General features: G+C 29.2%; 13 protein-coding genes. 2 read left to right on the top strand and 11 right to left on the bottom strand.

Annotated features, from left to right (window positions below):
* Positions 1-167: 167 nt before the first annotated feature.
* From BN7997_RS04060 to BN7997_RS04040, 5 genes are all read right to left on the bottom strand, one after another.
* Entirely contained in the window at positions 168-1,598 is a 1,431-nt protein-coding gene (locus tag BN7997_RS04060; protein ID WP_071119592.1) for a carbon starvation CstA family protein, read from the bottom strand.
* Positions 1,599-1,718: 120 nt separating this feature from the next.
* Positions 1,719-2,468: a LytR/AlgR family response regulator transcription factor gene (locus tag BN7997_RS04055; protein ID WP_071119591.1), complete on the bottom strand. Its 750-nt coding sequence runs from the start codon at positions 2,466-2,468 to the stop codon at positions 1,719-1,721.
* Between the two features lie 10 nt (positions 2,469-2,478).
* Positions 2,479-4,137: a sensor histidine kinase gene (locus tag BN7997_RS04050; RefSeq protein ID WP_195906795.1), complete on the bottom strand. Its 1,659-nt coding sequence runs from the start codon at positions 4,135-4,137 to the stop codon at positions 2,479-2,481.
* Between the two features lie 128 nt (positions 4,138-4,265).
* Positions 4,266-5,522, bottom strand: a complete 1,257-nt coding sequence (locus BN7997_RS04045; RefSeq protein WP_071119590.1) for a dicarboxylate/amino acid:cation symporter — start codon at positions 5,520-5,522, stop codon at positions 4,266-4,268.
* 18 nt (positions 5,523-5,540) lie between these two features.
* Positions 5,541-6,995 carry a UDP-N-acetylmuramoyl-L-alanyl-D-glutamate--2,6-diaminopimelate ligase gene (locus tag BN7997_RS04040; RefSeq protein ID WP_071119589.1) on the bottom strand — a complete coding sequence of 485 codons (1,455 nt, stop codon included), beginning with the start codon at positions 6,993-6,995 and terminating at the stop codon, positions 5,541-5,543.
* Positions 6,996-7,164: 169 nt separating this feature from the next.
* On the opposite strand from BN7997_RS04040, the gene BN7997_RS04035 reads away from it, so the two are divergent.
* Entirely contained in the window at positions 7,165-8,043 is an 879-nt protein-coding gene (locus BN7997_RS04035; protein ID WP_071119588.1) for an AraC family transcriptional regulator, read from the top strand.
* Between the two features lie 35 nt (positions 8,044-8,078).
* On the opposite strand, the gene BN7997_RS04030 is transcribed toward BN7997_RS04035, so the two are convergent.
* The 6 genes from BN7997_RS04030 to deoC all read right to left on the bottom strand — a co-directional run bounded on the left by BN7997_RS04030 (position 8,079) and on the right by deoC (position 18,390).
* A complete protein-coding gene (locus BN7997_RS04030) occupies positions 8,079-9,764 on the bottom strand; it encodes a PTS transporter subunit EIIC (protein ID WP_071119587.1) in 1,686 nt (561 codons plus the stop codon).
* Between the two features lie 297 nt (positions 9,765-10,061).
* Positions 10,062-10,565: a PTS sugar transporter subunit IIA gene (locus BN7997_RS04025; protein ID WP_071119586.1), complete on the bottom strand. Its 504-nt coding sequence runs from the start codon at positions 10,563-10,565 to the stop codon at positions 10,062-10,064.
* 49 nt (positions 10,566-10,614) lie between these two features.
* Positions 10,615-11,490, bottom strand: coding sequence for a BglG family transcription antiterminator LicT (licT, locus tag BN7997_RS04020; protein WP_242873382.1), 876 nt, complete (start codon positions 11,488-11,490; stop codon positions 10,615-10,617).
* A gap of 193 nt (positions 11,491-11,683) precedes the next feature.
* Positions 11,684-13,645 (bottom strand): fructose-1,6-bisphosphatase, encoded by a 1,962-nt coding sequence (locus tag BN7997_RS04015; protein ID WP_071119585.1) that lies wholly within the window; start codon positions 13,643-13,645, stop codon positions 11,684-11,686.
* A 99-nt stretch (positions 13,646-13,744) separates the two neighbouring features.
* A complete protein-coding gene (gene nifJ, locus BN7997_RS04010) occupies positions 13,745-17,287 on the bottom strand; it encodes a pyruvate:ferredoxin (flavodoxin) oxidoreductase (RefSeq protein ID WP_071119584.1) in 3,543 nt (1,180 codons plus the stop codon).
* 428 nt (positions 17,288-17,715) lie between these two features.
* Positions 17,716-18,390, bottom strand: a complete 675-nt coding sequence (gene deoC / locus BN7997_RS04005; protein WP_071119583.1) for a deoxyribose-phosphate aldolase — start codon at positions 18,388-18,390, stop codon at positions 17,716-17,718.
* A 301-nt stretch (positions 18,391-18,691) separates the two neighbouring features.
* Between deoC and BN7997_RS04000 the strand changes: the two genes are divergently transcribed.
* Positions 18,692-19,054, top strand: coding sequence for a winged helix-turn-helix transcriptional regulator (locus BN7997_RS04000; protein ID WP_071119582.1), 363 nt, complete (start codon positions 18,692-18,694; stop codon positions 19,052-19,054).
* The last annotated feature ends 28 nt before the right edge of the window (positions 19,055-19,082 follow it).

The raw sequence follows: 19,082 nt of genomic DNA, 5'->3' as shown, positions 1-19,082 counted from the left end.
ATGTCGCCAACGACTTCGTCCGTTGCTCAAAATCTTTTTTACGCTCAAAACCAACTTATTGATATTACTTACATTCAGAAGTTATCCACATTTTTTTAAATATTATAATATCCTTAAGCGTAAAAAAAGATAAACCCTAATTGGTTTATCTTTTTTATTTTATTAAGCTATATTTTAGAATCTTTGTTTTTCACAAATTTATTTTTATTTAACATAAATAATACAAATAATACTATTGCAGCAACTACACCTACTCCATTAGATAACATAGCATTTAATCTAAATCCTTCTGGTGCTTGTAATATATAAGATACACATACAGAACTCATAAATGTTGCCGGTATTAAAGATATCCAGTAATTAGCTTCATTTTTTATTAAGTATACTGTCGCTGTCCATAAGAATATAGTAGCTAATGTTTGGTTAGACCAAGCAAAGTATCTCCATATTATATTGAAATCTATAGTAGTTAAGAATACACAAACTGCAAATAGTGGTATTGCTAATTTAAATCTGCTTAATAATCCGTCTTGCTTTATATTGAAGGCATCAGCTATTGTAAGTCTTGCACTTCTAAATGCTGTATCTCCACTTGTTATAGGACAAGCAACAACACCAAGTACTGCAAGAACTGCACCTATTGGACCTAATAACTCTTTAGATATATGACTTACAACTCCTGATTGACCTCCGAAGCTATCAAGAGCCGATTGTATAACTCCACTTTCTCCAAAGAATGCTATTGTAACTGCACACCATATTAAAGCCACTATACCTTCTACAACCATTGCTCCATAGAATACTCTTTTACTTTCACTCTCTCTATTTATACATCTTGCCATCATAGGTGATTGTGTAGAGTGGAATCCTGATAAAGCTCCACAAGCTATAGTTGTAAATAAGAATGGGAATATAGATAATCCACTTGGATGTAAGTTTTGTAATGTCATTTCAGGCATTACCATACTTCCATTAAAGTGTCCTATTATCATAGCTCCTGCTAAACCTATTGCCATGAATAATAAAGATGCACCAAATATTGGATATATTTTACCTATAACCTTATCTACTGGTAAAACTGTAGCAACTATATAGTATATTATTATTAAAACTACCCATATATTTTTATCAATTCCTGTCATAGATGTTAATAATCCTGCCGGAGATGTAACGAAAACTGTACCAACTAATATTAATAGTATAACAGAGAATACTCTCATTACCTTTTTCATTCCATCGCCTAAGTATATACCAACTATTTCAGAAACAGAAGTACCATCATGCTTCATAGATATAACACCTGATAAGTAATCATGTACTCCACCTGCAAATATAGTACCAAATGTTATCCATAAAAATGCTACTGGTCCAAATAATGCTCCCATTATAGCACCGAATATAGGTCCTGTACCTGCTATATTTAAGAATTGTATTAAAAATACTTTATACCAAGGCATTGGCATATAGTCAACACCATCTTCTAATCTAACTGCTGGTGTTTGATTGTCATCGCTTAACTTTGCGTTTTTATCTACATATGTTCCATAAACAAAGTAGCCAATTATTAAAATTGCTAAACAAGATATAAATGTTATCATACCGTCTTCTCCTTTATTAATTTAAGTATCAATTATTATTTCATTTAGTATGATACATTATATTTTGTGTTTAATTTAGTTTTTTTACATGAAATGCATTATTTACTACATTAAATGCATTTATATGTTCATAATTATTCTAAAATCTTTAATTTTACTTCTACTAACAGGTATTTCTGAATTTATATCATCTAACTTTAATTTATACGTATTATTAAACCAAGGTATTATTTCATTTATCTTGGATATATTTACTATATAAGACCTGTGTGTTTTAAAAAATAGGTTTGTATCTAAATTTTTTTCAAATTCTTTTATAGATTCTTTTACGATATATTCACTATCTTTTGTATATACTATAGTTTCTCTTTCTCTAGCTTCACAGTAATATATATCTTTTATATTTACTACTCTTAACTTATCATTTTTCCATAAACTAATACTTGAAGCTTTTGATTTTTGAACAAACTTTTTTTCTTCTTCTAACTTGTTATCTATACTTATATTACTAGAGTAGCTTTTTTCTAGTTTATTTAACATAGATATTATCCTATCATCAGAATAAGGCTTTAATATATAATCAAACGCTTCTAACTCAAATGCATCTACTGCATGTTCTTTATATGCTGTTATAAATACTATCTTAGGTTTAAATTTGAAATTATTTATAGTTCTTGCAAGCAGCATACCATCTAATAAAGGAATATTTATGTCTAAAAATATTACATCAACTATATTTTCTTGTATAAATTTTAATACTTCTACTCCATTGTCAAACTCATTTAATATCTCTATTTTACTAAAATTTTTTATAAAATATTTTAATTCTTCTCTAGCTGGAAATTCATCCTCTACTATAATTGCTTTCATAATATCTCCTCTATATATAAAATTCCATTTTAGTTCCAGGGTCTAATCTATATATATTTAAACCTTGTCCATATATTAATTTTAATCTTAAATGAACGTTATAAAGTCCAATTTTATTATCTGGCATTTCTCCACTATATACCTTTTTTATCACATCAAGATCTATAGCTATACCATCATTTTCTACCCATACTCTGGTATATCCATCTTCTTTCTTTACTCCAATAACTACAGTTCCACAACCACCATTTTTTCTTATTCCATGTATGATCGCATTTTCAACAAGTGGCTGTATTGTAAGGCTTGGAATCTTTGCTTCTATATTTTCATCTATATCATATAAAACTGTAAGTTTATCTCCAAACCTTGCTTTTTCTATTTCTACATATGCTTTTACTTGCTCTAATTCTTTATTTATATCTATTAAGTTATCATTTACTTCCAGATTGTATCTCATATAAGTAGATAAATTTATAATAAGCTTTCTTGCTTTATCTGGATTAATTCTAATAAATGAAGTTATAGTATTTAATGCATTAAATAAAAAATGTGGATTAATTTGTCTTTGTAAAGCTTTTATCTCTGATTTTTTCCTTTCATTTTCTATCTTTTCTATTTTTGATATTTCCATAAGTGTTGAAATAATTTGTGATAAACCTATAGCTAAAGATTTTTTAGAATGACTCATATCATATTTCTTTGCATAGTAAATCTTCAATGTACCAACTACACCTTGAGAATCTGTTAATGGTATTATCATAGCAGTCTTTAAATCTGCTTTTTCACTTATTGAACTTTCCTCTTTTTTTACTTGTATATTTAAAATTTTATTTTCTTTTATTGAGCATTTAGTTATATTACTAATTTCTGTATAAGGAGCTTTAAACGCATCTTCCCCAACTCCAACATATGCTAATACTTCATTTCTATTAGTAATACTAACTGCATCAGAGTTTATTTCATCTTTTATTATCCTGCATATTTTCTCTAGAGACTCTTCATTTATAGATCTAAAATATGGTAATGTTTTGTTCGCAATATCTAAAGCTAACTTCGACTGCATAGCAGCTACTTCTTCTTTTTCTTTTTTTATGGCATCAACTATAGATATTAGAAAACCTATACTAATTTGTCCAACAATCATTGGTATATAAATCTTTTTTATTATTCCAATTGCAATATTATGAGGTTTTGATAAGAAATATATTAAAATCATAGAAAAACTCTCGGATATTACTCCACATGCTATTCCATACACCCACTTATATCTGCTACTAATTTTTTGATAAAAAAATCCAGATAGTACTCCTGCAAATATAGAAGATATAAAACATGGAAAAGCTGTTATACCTCCAATATCTATTATATATCTATGAAAACCAGATATAATACCTGAAGTTATACCAACTAATGGTCCAAATAAAACTCCACCTGATACAATGGCTATTATTCTCGTATTTGCAAGAGACCCTTGTACATCTATTCCATTATATGTACCAAGTATAGCTAAATCAGTAAATATTAATGATATAACTAATAAATCCTTTAATTTATAATTTTCCTTTTGAAATATATACTTAAATCCTTTTATTTTAGTAATTATTATAAATAATACTATTGTTAAACTTGATTTTTCAAGTAATTGTAAAAATATAGTGCTTTTATCCATATGTTACTCCTTAAATACTCTTTACTTTAAACCAAGTTTTAATTTACTAGATTATTCTATATAAATCAATATTTATTATTAATGATATATAACAAAAAATAAGAGTGCATTTAGCACTCTTATGTATATTAATTATTTATTTTATTTTTTAACCAATCCTTACCTTCTACAAGTCTTGCTACAAGCATAGCACATACTGTATTTTCAGTTGAGTTTAATAATGTTGCAGGAGCATCTAATATTGTTCCTATAACAACTATTATTGGAAGTAATGCTGGATCTATTCCAAATGCACTTACTATTAACATTTCACTCATAAATCCACCACCTGGTATAGCTCCCATAACTGCACCGTTTATAAATGCAACACCTAATATAGCTAACATCATTGGAATAGTATTCATATTAGTTCCTAATAATCCTAATAAAAATGCTATTTTTAATACGCCAGTTACAACTGAACCATCTTTGTGAACATTAGCTCCTAATGGTATAACAGTTTCTGCTATATCTTCTGGAACACCCATTTTCTTAGTTACATCTAAGTTTACAGGTATTGAAGCTGCACTTGAACAAGTTGCTAATGATGTAACTGTTGGAGATACTGCATTTGACCAGAATGCCTTTATTCCATCTTTTCCACCAGCTATAAATGCATATAAAGTAAATAAACCAAAGTAAATTACTGCTGTTAATATTAAGTATAATATAGTTACTCTTAAGTACCCTGATAATAACTGTGATCCTAACTCTCCTATAACATTGGCAAAGTAACATCCAAGTCCTATTGGTGCTGCCATCATTATTATATTGATTACTTTCATCATAACTGCTGAACCTGATTGAACAAACTTAGCTATTGACTTTCCAGATTCTCCTGCCATTAAAGTACCTATACCAAATAATATTGAGAATACTATTAATTGTAACATATTTGATCTAGATAATAATAATGAGAAGTCATTTACAGTGAATGTATTTACTATTTGTTGTAATAATCCTACTTTTTCTGTTGCTGAACTATCGTTAGCAGATGATATTATATCTTTAAATAATGATGTATCTAATCCTTTTGTTGGATTCATTAAAAGTACTCCAACTAATCCTATAACAGCAGCAACTAAAGCCGTTCCTAAAAATACTATAACTATACTCTTTAGTATCTTTCCTAATCTCTGCATTCCTCCGCCCATATTAGCTATTGCAGATGTAACACTGAAAAATACTAATGGTACTAATGTCATGAATAATAAGTTTAAGAATAATTCTCCTATAGGTTTTAAAACTACTGCTTTTTCTCCCATAGTTGCGCCTACTATACCACCTAGTAATATAGCTCCTAGCAATACTATAGAAGACTTATAATTATTCCAAAATGATTTCATACTCTCTCTCCTTTATTTCTATTTATTATTTAAAAACTCCTGTGCTATTTCCTTATCATCAAAATGATGCTTAACTTTTCCTAAAATTTGATAATTTTCATGTCCTTTTCCTGCAATGATTACTATATCATCTTTTTGAGCCATTTCTATAGCTTCTTTTATAGCTTCTCTTCTATCTACAACTACTCTATAATTTTCTTTATTTTTATCTAATCCTTTTAATATATCTTCTATTATAAGCTGTGGATCTTCAGTTCTTGGGTTATCAGAAGTTACTATACATACATCTGATAATTTTTGTGCTATTGCTCCCATTAAAGGTCTCTTAGTTGTATCTCTATCTCCACCACACCCAAATACAGTTATTATATTAGACTTAGCAAATCCTTTTGCAGTATTTAATATATTTTCTAATGCATCTGGAGTATGTGCATAATCAACTATAACACTTATTCCCTTATCATTAGTTATTGTTTCAAATCTTCCTGCAACACCCTTAGTTTTTCCTAAGCTTTCTTTAACTATTTCTTTAGGTATATTTAACATGTAACAAGCTGCTATTACTGCTAAAGTATTGTAAACTGTAAATTTACCTGGTACTGGCACAAATATTTCTTCTTCATATGTTGGAGTTACTAATGTATAAGATACTCCACGTGCATCTATTTTTATATTTTTTGCCATAAAGTCTGCTTTATTATCTATTCCATAAGTATAGCAAGGTGTACTTAAAGATTTTATATTTTCATATATTTTAGCTCCACCTTCATCATCTATATTTATTATATTTGCTGTAGTCGTTTTATAGAATAATTTTTCCTTTGCATTTCTGTAATCTTCTAAATCTTTATGGAAATCTAAGTGCTCTGGAGTTAAGTTTGTAAATATTCCTAATTTAAATTCTGTCTCATCTACTCTATTTAATACTAATGAATGAGATGATACTTCCATTGCACAATAGTCACATCCATTATCAATCATAGTTCTAAAATGCTTTTGTAAATCTATGCTTTCAGGAGTTGTTGAACTAGATTCAACTTCTTTATCACCATCAAATATTTTTATAGTTCCTACAAGACCTACTTTTTTATTATTTGAACTTAATATCTCACTTAAGAAAGTTGTTATACTTGTTTTACCATTAGTTCCTGTAACTCCTATAACTCCTAATTCTTTTGATGGATTGTTATAAAAATTATCAGCAACATTTGCCATAGATGCTCTAGTATCCTCTACTTTTATAAAAGTATATCCTTCTATATTTATATCTTCCTGTACTAAAAATGCTTTAGCACCTTTTTCTATAGCACTTTCTATATATTTATGACCATCTGAGTTGAATCCTTTTATACATATAAATAATGTATTTTCTTTAACTTTTCTTGAGTCATATGCTATGTTATTTATGTCTATATTTAAGTCACCATTTACACTAAGTATATTTATTCCTTTTAATAAATCATTTAACTTCACTTATTTTTCCCTCCAAATTTTATATTAATCTATATATAATTATGCTTTAATTCAAATATTAAACCTATATTTATTATTATATAAATACAAAATTACTATGTACATTGCTTAAGTTGCTTGTTATATTGCAAAAAATGCTCTATAATCTAATTTAGAAGGTAGGTGGATTATGAAAGATATAAATAACAAAGTTGGTTACTTAAATGACAATTTTAAAATCTTCCATATTAGAGATAAGAAAGATATTAAATTTGAATATCATCATCATGATTTCAGTAAAATAGTAATTTTAATTGATGGTGATTTAACTTATTATATAGAAGGTAAAGCCTATATCTTAAAACCATGGGATATTTTATTTGTAAATAAAAATGAAATTCACAAGCCAGTAGTAAACCCAAATAAGTACTATGAGCGTATAGTTATATGGTTAAATCCAGATTTTATGGCAAAATATGCTCAAGGTAATAATGATCTACTTAAATGCTTCGAGGTAGCAATTAAAAATAATTATAATTTACTTAGATTAAATATGAAATCAATTGAGATTATAAAAAATCTAATTCAAGATATACAAAATTGCAATAATAGTAATGAATTTGGAAGTGAGATTTTAAAAGAATCATTATTTGTGCAATTAATGGTTTTAATGAATAGGTTATTTTTAAATAGCGATAAAAATAGAGATATCGAAGATATTCAATATGATAAAACAATAGAGGGCGTTTTAAATTATATAAACTCTAATCTAGAAAATGATTTATCTATAGATACTATAGCTTCAGAATTTTTTATAAGTAAATATTATCTTATGAGAAAATTCAAAAATCAAATAGGAAGCTCTATTCATAATTATGTCGTACAAAAAAGACTCATACTTGCAAGGTCTCTTATATCTGATGGTTTAAGTATGAGTAGTGTATGTTCTAGATGTGGGTTTAATGACTATTCAAGTTTTGTAAGAGCATTTAAAAAGGTATATGGTGTTTCTCCAAGTAATTATAATCCTACAATCCATAATTTTGAAAACCCTATATCTGATACTTAAAAAGGTATGAAGTTTAAACTTCATACCTTTTTATATTAGTTTCTTCCTAATATTCTATTTATCTCATGTCTATAAGCATCTGCTTTAGCACCAAATATTGCTTGTATTCCATTACCTACTTCAACAACCCCTACGGCACCTAATGCTTTTAGCTTATCTTTATCTACTTTTGATTTATCTTTAACTTCAACTCTAAGTCTAGTTATACATGCGTCTATTGATACAGCATTTTCTTCTCCACCTAATGCAGCTAAAACTTCTGGAGCTTTTTGTACTATTTCATCTTTTCCATTAGCTTTATTTGGAGCTTCTTTTCCATCTAATCCTTTAGCAGCTTGGAAGTCTGCTTTAGAGTAAAGTTTAGCTTCTTCTTCATCCCCTTCTCTACCTGGAGTTTTTAAGTTTAACTTAAGTATTAAAGTTTTAAATAAGAAGTAATAAACTACTGCATATCCTGCACCTACTAATATAGCTCTTATCCAGTTTGTTGGAACTCCAGCTCCTGCAGGAAGTATTCCGAATAAAGTAAAGTCTATTAATCCTCCTGAGAATGTCATACCTATAAATACATTAAGTATATCCATTAAGAAGTATGATAATCCTGCCATTATACAATGAACTACATATAATACTGGTGCAACAAATAAGAATGTAAATTCTAATGGTTCAGTTATACCAGTTAATAAAGATGTAAATGCTGCTGATACTAATAAACTTCCAACAATCTTTTTCTTGTTAGGAGCAGCAGTATGATACATTGCTAATGCTGCAGCTGGAAGTCCAAACATCATGAATGGGAATTTACCAGCCATAAATCTTGTTGTTCCAGAAACTATAGTTGACATAGTATCTGCATCTGCACCAACTATACTTTGCATATTTCCTAATTGAGCAAAGTAAGCATAGTTAGCACCTTGAATTGTTTGCCACGCTCCATCTATTATAACTTGACCATCAACAAATGATCCATACCAGAATGGTGTATAGAATATATGATGAAGACCAAATGGTATTAAGGCTCTTTCTATTAATCCATATAAGAATGTTCCTATTGGTCCTGCATTTTTAACGAATAATGCAATTACTGCTATTCCATCTTGTACAAATGGCCATATATAAGCTAATAATGCACCTACAACTGCCATAGCTAAAGATACTACTATTGGAACAAATCTTGCTCCTGAGAAGAATCCTATAACTGCTGGTAATTGTATATTGTAATATTTATTATGTAATGTAGCTGTTACTATACCTGTTATAATACCACCAAACACTGACATATTAAGAGTAAATATACCTAATGTAGTAGTTACATATTGTGCATATTGAGCTGGCACATCACCTGAAACTAAAGTCCCTAATGGTGTAGCACCCATACCTAATAATACACCTATAACTTGATTCATTATTAAGAAACCAAATACAGAAGCAAGTGCTGCTGTACCTTTATCTTGCTTAGCAAGACCTATTGCAGTACCTACTGCAAATAGTACCGGTAAGTTTCCAAATACTATATCCCCTATACCTTGCATTATTTTTAATATTATAGTTATCATTGGGATATTAACAAAAGCAATTAATGGTTGATATATAGCTGGTGCATTTTCAAGTGCTGCTATATTTATTAGTGATCCCCCAACCCCAAGTAGTATACCTGCAACAGGTAACGCTGCTATTGGAAGCATTATTGCTTTCCCAATTCTTTGTAAGTATTGAAGCATTTCTTTTTCCTCCCCATTATTTTTTATTTTTACTATTCTCTAGCTATGCAGTTTTTTTATTTTTATTAATTATTAAAACTATTATTACAATAAAATTCGCTATGCTCATGTTGTCAACGTATTATTATTTAATATAGTTATTTTGAGCATAAAAAAAGAGCTAAACAATTTATGGTATAAAAAGCAACCATAAATAATTTAGCTCATGCCTGCATAACCAGTAACACGCTATACGTATTAACTTTATATATTTAGTATATCACACTAGCATTCCTATGTAAACATTTTCACGAAATATTATTTTACTATTTCTATTTTATTTAACTCTCCAGCTTTAACAGTTCCTTCTACTAGTTTAACTGATTCACCTTCTGATAAATTAGTAAATACTACTATTGGCATTGAAGATTTTGCATTTTTCTCTATAAATTCTACATCCATTTTAACTAGTTTATCTCCAACTTTAACTTTTTGATTTTCTTCTACAAATGTCTCAAATCCTTCACCTTTTAAAGAAACTGTATCTACTCCTAAATGTATTAATACTTCTCTTCCATCCACAGAGTTTATAGTTACTGCATGTTTAGTTGGGAATACTGTTACTATCGTCCCTTCTACTGGTGATACTATTATCCCATCAGATGTTTTCATAGCAAATCCATCACCCATCATCTTACTTGAAAATACTTCATCTGGAACTTGAGATATATTTACTAATTCCCCATTAGTTAGTGGTACTATTTGTTCTTTTTTTACATCTTGTTCTTTGTTCCCTTTAAATAAATTTTTGAAAAAGCTCATATTCTTTATCTCCTTTGATTATTATATTATATTTTTGTATTATTAAATGTTATACATAACTTTTAGTTATTTCTTTATTAAAATTTATAACTGATATTACTCTATTTATATGTAATATCAAGTATAATACCTCATCATCATTTACTTTATAAGTATAGTTTTCCTCTATAAATGATTTTATTTGTTTTACGCAATCATAACTTTCTTTATATTGTACTTTTACAATTTCTAATAAACCATTATTGTTAGTATCTATCGATTCCGTTTTATCTATTAATCGTTTTGCAAAAAACTTTAGATGAGTTAATAGCCTGTCAAAATTAATTTCATCTTCTATAAATTCTATAGAATAATAATTTTTTATTATATCAAGTATTTGATTTATTATATTCATAATTAAACATGATTTATTAGTAGATTCTCTATAATTTGCATTTATAATATGCATTGCTATAAGTCCTGCTTCATCTATTAAAAAGTTTACATTAAAAGTTTTATTTATATATTCTATTGCCCATTTACCTATCTCATATTCTTTTTTGTGAATTCTTCTAAGTTCATATAATAGTTCATTTTTTATCGGTAAATTTTCTTTATATCTTTTAAGTGCAAAATATATATGATCTGTTAAAGATATATAAATATATTCATCTAATGTAGTATTTAAATTCTTTTCTGCATATTCTATTATTGCACTACTTACAGCAAAAACCTCTTCTGGTATTTCACTTGCTAATTTATTTACTTTACTCTCAAAATTATTATCTTGTATTACAAACTTCTTTTCAATTTTACTATCATCAACAGTATCATTTGGTTTCTTTCCAAATCCAATCCCACACCCTGTCAATATCACTTCTTTTTTACTACTATTTTCAAATGCTAAAATAACATTATTATTGTACACTTTCTTTATGGTCACCATTGTCTCTAGCCCCCCAAAATAAAATACCTAAATCAAGGTACAAAAAGTACATCTTAACTTAGGTATTGCCTGCTCTATCAGTAACAATCCATTTTATTAATTTAAACAGATATATTTTATTTAGTTATATTTATAATATTATATTAATTATATTTTCATGTCAAGAGCTTAAAAAATCAATTTCCTATCTAATTTATACTTCTTTTATAATACCTTTTTTATATGCTGTTAAAAGCAATTTTAAATCATCAACTTCATCTAATAACTTCTTACCTGCATCAGTGTCTTTTACAGTTTTTCTGCTTAATTTATGTTCAACTAACATTGTTGTTGATAGTATGTCACTTTCATTTACTATTGCTTCTTCTGTTGATGTAAACGGCTCATGAGATACAAGTTGTAGACTTTGCGAATTATATATCAATGTATATCCCGCTATACCAGTTTTTTCTTGATATGCTCTTGAAAAACCTCCATCTATAGCTATTATTCTTCCATTAGCTTTTATTGGACTTTCACCGTTTTTACTTTCAACTGGAACATGTCCATTAACTATATGAGATTCATTTGTATCTAATTCAAATTCTTTAAAAATTTTATTGCATACATCTTCATCTTCTCTTAATGTAAAATATGGGTTCTTATTCTCTTTATGAGTTTCCTTCTCTGCTATAAAATACCTTTCAAAAGTAGTCATATCATCTTTACCAAATAATGAAGAGCATTTTCCTGTCCATAGATACCACATAATATCCATTCCATATTGTTTTTGATTAGTTTTATCTTTAAAGAGATATCCTTCTCGCACTAAAGTTTCCATCTTATCCATTAATTCTCTACCACTATATTCCTGTCCTTGAAGCTTCATTTTCATAAAACTTTTATCTTCGTTTAAAGGAACACATCCATGTATTAATAAATTTCCATTAGAAACTAAATATATACTTCCTTTTGAGAATAAGAATGATACATGTTTTTGTAGTTTTTCACTGTTTTTAAATGATGATACTAACTTATCAATTACAATCTCTTCTTCTTTCGTTAACTTATATGGATTCTTCGGATCTATAGTTGGGAAATTAGTATCTTTTAGTTTATATATATTTCCTTTTAAATTTATAGTTCCTTCTTCATAGTTTATCTTATCTAAAAGCAATCTATGATCCATTTCAAACTCAGGTCTTCTTTTAATTACTTCACCTTCAAGTTTAAACTGTATAATACTTATAGCCTTATGCATTTTTGCTATTAGAGTTTTTTCTTTTGTAGATGTTTCGCCTGCACTTCCTTTTGGCATAAAACAGTTACAAGGATCGCTTTTATATTGTTCTAATGCAAATGTTGCTAGTGGAAGTAAATTTATTCCATAGATGTCTTCTATAATATCTAAATTAGAGTATCTAGCTGATATTCTAAGGGCATTTGCTATACAAGTTTTTTCTCCACTTGCAGCACCCATCCATAATATATCGTGATTTCCCCATTGTATATCTACTGAATGATAGTCCATTAGTGTATCTAGAACTACATCCGGTCTAGGACCTCTATCATATATATCTCCTACTATATGAAGTCTATCTACTACTAACTTTTGTATAACTTTAGATATAGCTATTATAAACTCTTTTGCCCTATCTATACTTATAATAGTATCTACTATACTTTTATAATAGTTTTGTTTGTGTACTTGTTCTACATGTTCATTTAAAAATTCTTCTATTATATATTTAAAATCTTCCGGAAGAAGTTTTCTTACCTTAGATCTAGTGTATTTACTTGATGCATATCTACACAACTCCACTAATCTATATATATATATTCTATAAAAATCATCTATATTATCTTCTTCTTTTTCTATTAATGCTAGCTTTTGTTCTGGATAATATACTAAAGTTGCTAATGTCTTTTTTTCACTCTCTCTTATAGTACTTGAAAATAATTCTTCTATCTTTCTTTTTATAACTCCTGAACCATTTTTAAGCACATGCACAAATGCTTCATACTCTCCATGTATATCACTTATAAAGTGCTCCGTTCCCTTTGGAAGATTAAGAATAGCTTCTAAATTTATAATTTCTGTACTCGCTTTTGATATACTTGGGTATTGCTTTGATAATATTTTTAAGTATTTAAGCTCTTTTTCAATATTTTTCATTTAACACCTCCAAACATTATTACTACTTATATTTTAGCATATTTACAACAAAAGGATGGACAAAATTTGTCCATCCTTTATTTTCAAACTATATTTCTATTAGAAGTTTTCAGCTAATCTCTTATAGTTATTGTATCTTTCTTTAGCATTTTCTTCAGCCATATTGAATAATTCTTCAGCTACGTCTGGATATTGCTTAGCTATAGCAGCATATCTTACTTGACCCATTAAGAACTCTCTGAAGCTTTCAGTTGGTTCCTTAGAATCTAAAGTGAAAGGATTCTTTCCTTCAGCTTTTAATTGTGGGTTGTATCTGTATAAATGCCAGTATCCAGCTTTAACAGCTTTTTCTATGTTAGCTTGAGCTCTACCCATACCTTCTTTTATTCCGTGAGATATACATGGAGAGTATGCTATTATTAATGATGGTCCATCATGCTTTTCAGCTTCTATTATAGCCTTCATTAATTGGTTCTTATCAGCACCCATACCAACTTGAGCAACGTATACATTTCCGTAACTCATAGCCATCATACCTAAGTCTTTCTTCTTAGATCTCTTACCAGCAGCAGCGAACTTAGCCATTGCAGCAACTGGAGTTGACTTAGAAGCTTGACCTCCTGTATTTGAGTATATTTCTGTATCAAATACAAGCACGTTTACATTTTCACCTGAAGCAAGAACGTGATCTAATCCACCGTAACCGATGTCATAAGCCCATCCATCTCCTCCAAGTATCCATTGAGATCTCTTAACTAAGTAATCTTTTCTTGATTCTATTTCAGATAATAATGATTTTACTTCTTCATCTGCACAAGAACATGTTCCAGCTAATACTTCTAGTACCTTTTCACTAGCAGCTTTAGAAGCTTCACCATCTTCTCTTGCTTCTAACCATGCATTAAATGCTTCTTTAGCACTTTCACATATATCCATAGTTAATAGAGTTTGCATAGTTTCAGCTATTTTATTTCTCATTTGCTTAACACCAAGCATCATTCCGTATCCGAATTCAGCATTGTCTTCGAATAATGAGTTTGCCCAAGATGGACCTTTACCTTCATGGTTAACTGTGTACGGAGTTGATGGAGCAGATCCTCCCCATATAGAAGAACATCCTGTAGCATTTGCTATCATCATTCTATCTCCAAATAATTGAGTAACTAACTTGATGTATGGAGTTTCTCCACATCCTGCACAAGCTCCTGAGAACTCTATAAGTGGTTGTCTAAATTGACTTCCCTTAACTGTAGTTGGTGCCATTATATCTCCTTTAGGAGCAACTTTAGTAGTATCAACTGCAAATGCCCAGTTTTCTACTTCTACTTCTTGAGTATCAAGAGGCTTCATAACTAAAGCTTTTTGCTTAGCTGGACATATGTCAGCACAGTTTCCACATCCTGTACAGTCCATTGGACTTACTTGCATTCTGTATTGTAATCCTTCAAATCCTTTACCTATAGCCTTCTTAGTATTAAAGCTTTCTGGAGCATTAGCTGCTTCTTCTTCATTTACTAATACTGGTCTTATACATGCATGAGGACAGACATATGCACATTGGTTACATTGGATACAATTATCAGTTATCCATTCTGGAACATTAACTGCTACTCCACGTTTTTCGTATGCTGCAGTACCAGCTGGGAATGTACCATCTTCTAAGCCTTCGAATGCACTTACTGGTAAGTTATTACCTTCTTGAGCATTCATAGGTCTTAATATGTTCTTTATGAATTCTGGTTCATCTGAATCTACTGCCATTTCTAACTCTTCAGCATTAGACCAGTTAGCTGGAACGTCTATCTTAACTAAAGCATTTAATCCAGCTTCAACAGCTTCAAAGTTCATGTTAACAACTTTTTCACCTTTTTTACCGTAAGCTTTCTTTATAGAATCTTTTAAGTATTCTACAGCTTCAGTTTCAGGTATTATTGCAGCTAACTTGAAGAATGCAGATTGCATTATCATGTTTATTCTATTTCCAAGACCTATTTCTTGAGCTATCTTAGTAGCATTTACAGTGTAGAAGTTTATATTGTTATCAGCTATAAATTTCTTCATTTTAGCTGGTAAGTGTTGTTCTAATTCTTCTTGAGACCATATAGTGTTAAGTACGAATACTCCACCTTCTTTAAGTCCCTTTAATAAATCATATTGGTTAACATATGATTGGTTATGACAAGCTATATAATCAGCTTCATCTATTAAGTAAGTTGATCTTATAGGAGCATCTCCAAATCTTAAGTGAGACATTGTTATACCACCAGATTTTTTAGAGTCATATGCAAAGTAAGCTTGAGCATACTTATCTGTGTTATCTCCTATTATTTTTATAGCTTGCTTGTTAGCTCCAACTGTACCGTCAGATCCTAATCCCCAGAACTTACATCTTACAGTTCCTGGATGAGCTATTTTTATTGATTCAGATTTTTCTAATGAAGTATTTGTAACATCATCTACTATACCTAATGTGAAATTGTTCTTAGGTTTTTCTGATGTTAAGTTATCAAATACAGTTTTTATATCTGTAGGAGTAACATCTTTTGAACCTAATCCGTATCTTCCACCTATTATCATTGGTGCATTTTCTACATCAAAGAATGCATTACGTACATCTAAGTATAATGGTTCACCTGTTGAACCTGGTTCCTTAGTTCTATCAAGTACACATATTCTTTCAGCTGAAGCTGGTATAGCTTCTAATAAGTGCTTATTAGAGAATGGTCTATATAAATGAACTTTAACTAAACCATAGCTTCCACCTTTAGCATTTAAGTAATCTATAGTTTCTTCTATAGTTTCTGTAACAGAACCCATAGCTATTATTATATTCTTTGCATTTTCATCTCCGTAGTAATTGAATAATCCATGCTTTCTTCCTGTTAATTCAGACATTTTAGCCATGTATTTCTCTACTACACCTACTATATTATTGTAGTATTTGTTTGATGCTTCTCTTGTTTGGAAATATATATCATCATTTTGAGCTGTACCACGAGTTACTGGGTGATTTGGAGATAAAGCGCTATCTCTAAATGCTTTAACAGCTTCCATATTTAATAATGACGCATAGTCACTGTATTCTAATAATTCAACTTTTTGTATTTCGTGTGATGTTCTAAATCCATCGAAGAAATGTATGAAAGGTAATTTACCTTCTATTGCAGCTAAGTGTGCAACTGGTGCTATATCAGCAACTTCTTGAACTGATCCTGAAGCTAATAGTACACATCCAGTTTGTCTTGCTGCCATAACGTCTTGATGGTCACCAAATATAGATAATGCTGAAGTAGCAAGAGCACGAGCACTTACGTGGAATACTCCTGGAAGTAATCCTCCAGCAACTTTATACATGTTAGGTAACATTAATAATAAACCTTGAGATGCTGTAAATGTTGTTGTTAATGCACCTGCTTGTAATGAACCGTGGAATGCTCCAGCAGCTCCTGCTTCTGATTGCATTTCTACAACATTAACTTTTTGTCCGAATATATTTTTTCTTCCTTGCGCTGACCAATCGTCAACTGCTTCTGCCATGTTTGAAGATGGAGTTATCGGGAATATAGCAGCTACGTCAGTAAATGCATACGCAACGTGTGCAGCAGCTGTATTTCCATCAACAGTTTTCATGAATTTAGCCATAATGTGTATCCTCCTTAATATTACTCCTATGTAGTTTAAGTATTAAATCTTAGCTACAGTGTATAATGAATACAATGTATATTTTAGTACAATTCATATACATATAAATATTATGCTATAATTTACATAATAATGAAGGTATTCTATAAAATGTTATAGATTCCTTCTTTATTACAAGTATAAATAATATTATAAGCTAATTTAATTCTACTCTTTATCTTCTAATTTAATTAACTCTTTGTGCTAGTTAAATATGATTACTGAAATACTATATTTTAGCAAGATATATTTTGATAGTTAAAAAACTTTATATAGTAATTTAAATATACTTAGTAAAATAACTAGCTCAATAGATTAATTATTTTTATCTAATACATATATTAAATACCCATAAATTTATAATCTAAGCATTAAATTTTTATTTAGTATTAATAGTCACTTTTAGATTCGTTATTTCCACTTACTATAGCAATTGAAGCACTAGCCCCTATTCTAGTAGCCCCAGCGTCTATTACTTTAACTGCATCTTCTTCACATCTAACACCACCAGATGCTTTTACACCTATATTTTCTCCTACAGTTTCTCTCATAAGTTTTATATCAGCTGGAGTCGATCCTCCTGTTCCAAATCCTGTAGAAGTTTTTACATAGTCAGTTCCTGCTTTAACTGCAAGCTCACAAGCTATTTTCTTTTCTTCATCAGTTAAATAGCAAGTTTCTATTATAACTTTTACTAAAGCTTCTTTATTTGCTGCATCTACTACTGCTTTTATATCTTCATATACTAATTCATAGTTTTTATCTTTTAATGCACCTATGTTTATAACCATATCAACTTCATCAGCACCTTTAGCTATTGCATCTTTTGTTTCAAAAGCTTTAACAGCTGAAGTATTTGCTCCTAAAGGGAAGCCTATAACTGTACATACTTTAACATTGCTTCCTTTTAATTCTTCTTTTGCTAGTTCTATATTTGCTGGATTTATACAAACTGAGAAAAACCCATATTCTTTTGCTTCGTTACATAATTTAACTACATCATCTTTAGTTGCTATAGCTTTTAATATAGTATGATCTATCATATTGGCTATTTTCTTATTCATTACAAATTCTCCTTTTTACCGCTTTTTTCGTTATATATTTACATATCATGTTACCATATTATGTAATTTATATAAACTTATTTTTTATAGCATTATTTATAATTAACAAAAAAATAACATATTATTTACTAGAATTTACAAATTAATAATATATTCTTAATTTAAACTTAACAAGTAGGCACTTTTTTTATATGTAGAAACTTATAATATACATAGTATATAAAAGTATACTATGTATATTGTTATATATTTTATTTATGATATACTAACTTTATAAAATAAAAATGTGAGGTGTTTACAGATGAGCTTAAGTTCTCATAGTAAATGTCATATGTCAAACCGTTGTTTAAAATATGACACATGTCCTATGACTTTATTTCACAGATTAGTTTCTGGTAAGTGGAAAATACTTATCCTTTGGTATTTAAGCGGTGGAAGTCTTAGATTCAGCGAAATAAAAAGAAAATTGCCAGATGTTACACAAAAAATGTTAACTAATCAACTTAGAAGTTTAGAAGAAGATGGCCTTGTACATAGAGAAGTTTTTCCTGTAGTTCCACCTAAAGTTGAGTATAGCTTAACTGATATGGGGCAAAAAATGATACCTCTACTTGAACAAATGTATGATTACGGAATTGAGTATGAAAAAAATATCGAAAAATAAAAGAACGGATCTTAAAAAATCCGTTCTT

The organism is Romboutsia timonensis, assembly GCF_900106845.1.
Classification (GTDB): domain Bacteria; phylum Bacillota; class Clostridia; order Peptostreptococcales; family Peptostreptococcaceae; genus Romboutsia; species Romboutsia timonensis.
The sequence above is the reverse complement of the archived record's forward strand: the minus strand, read 5'-3'. Positions and strand labels throughout refer to the sequence as shown.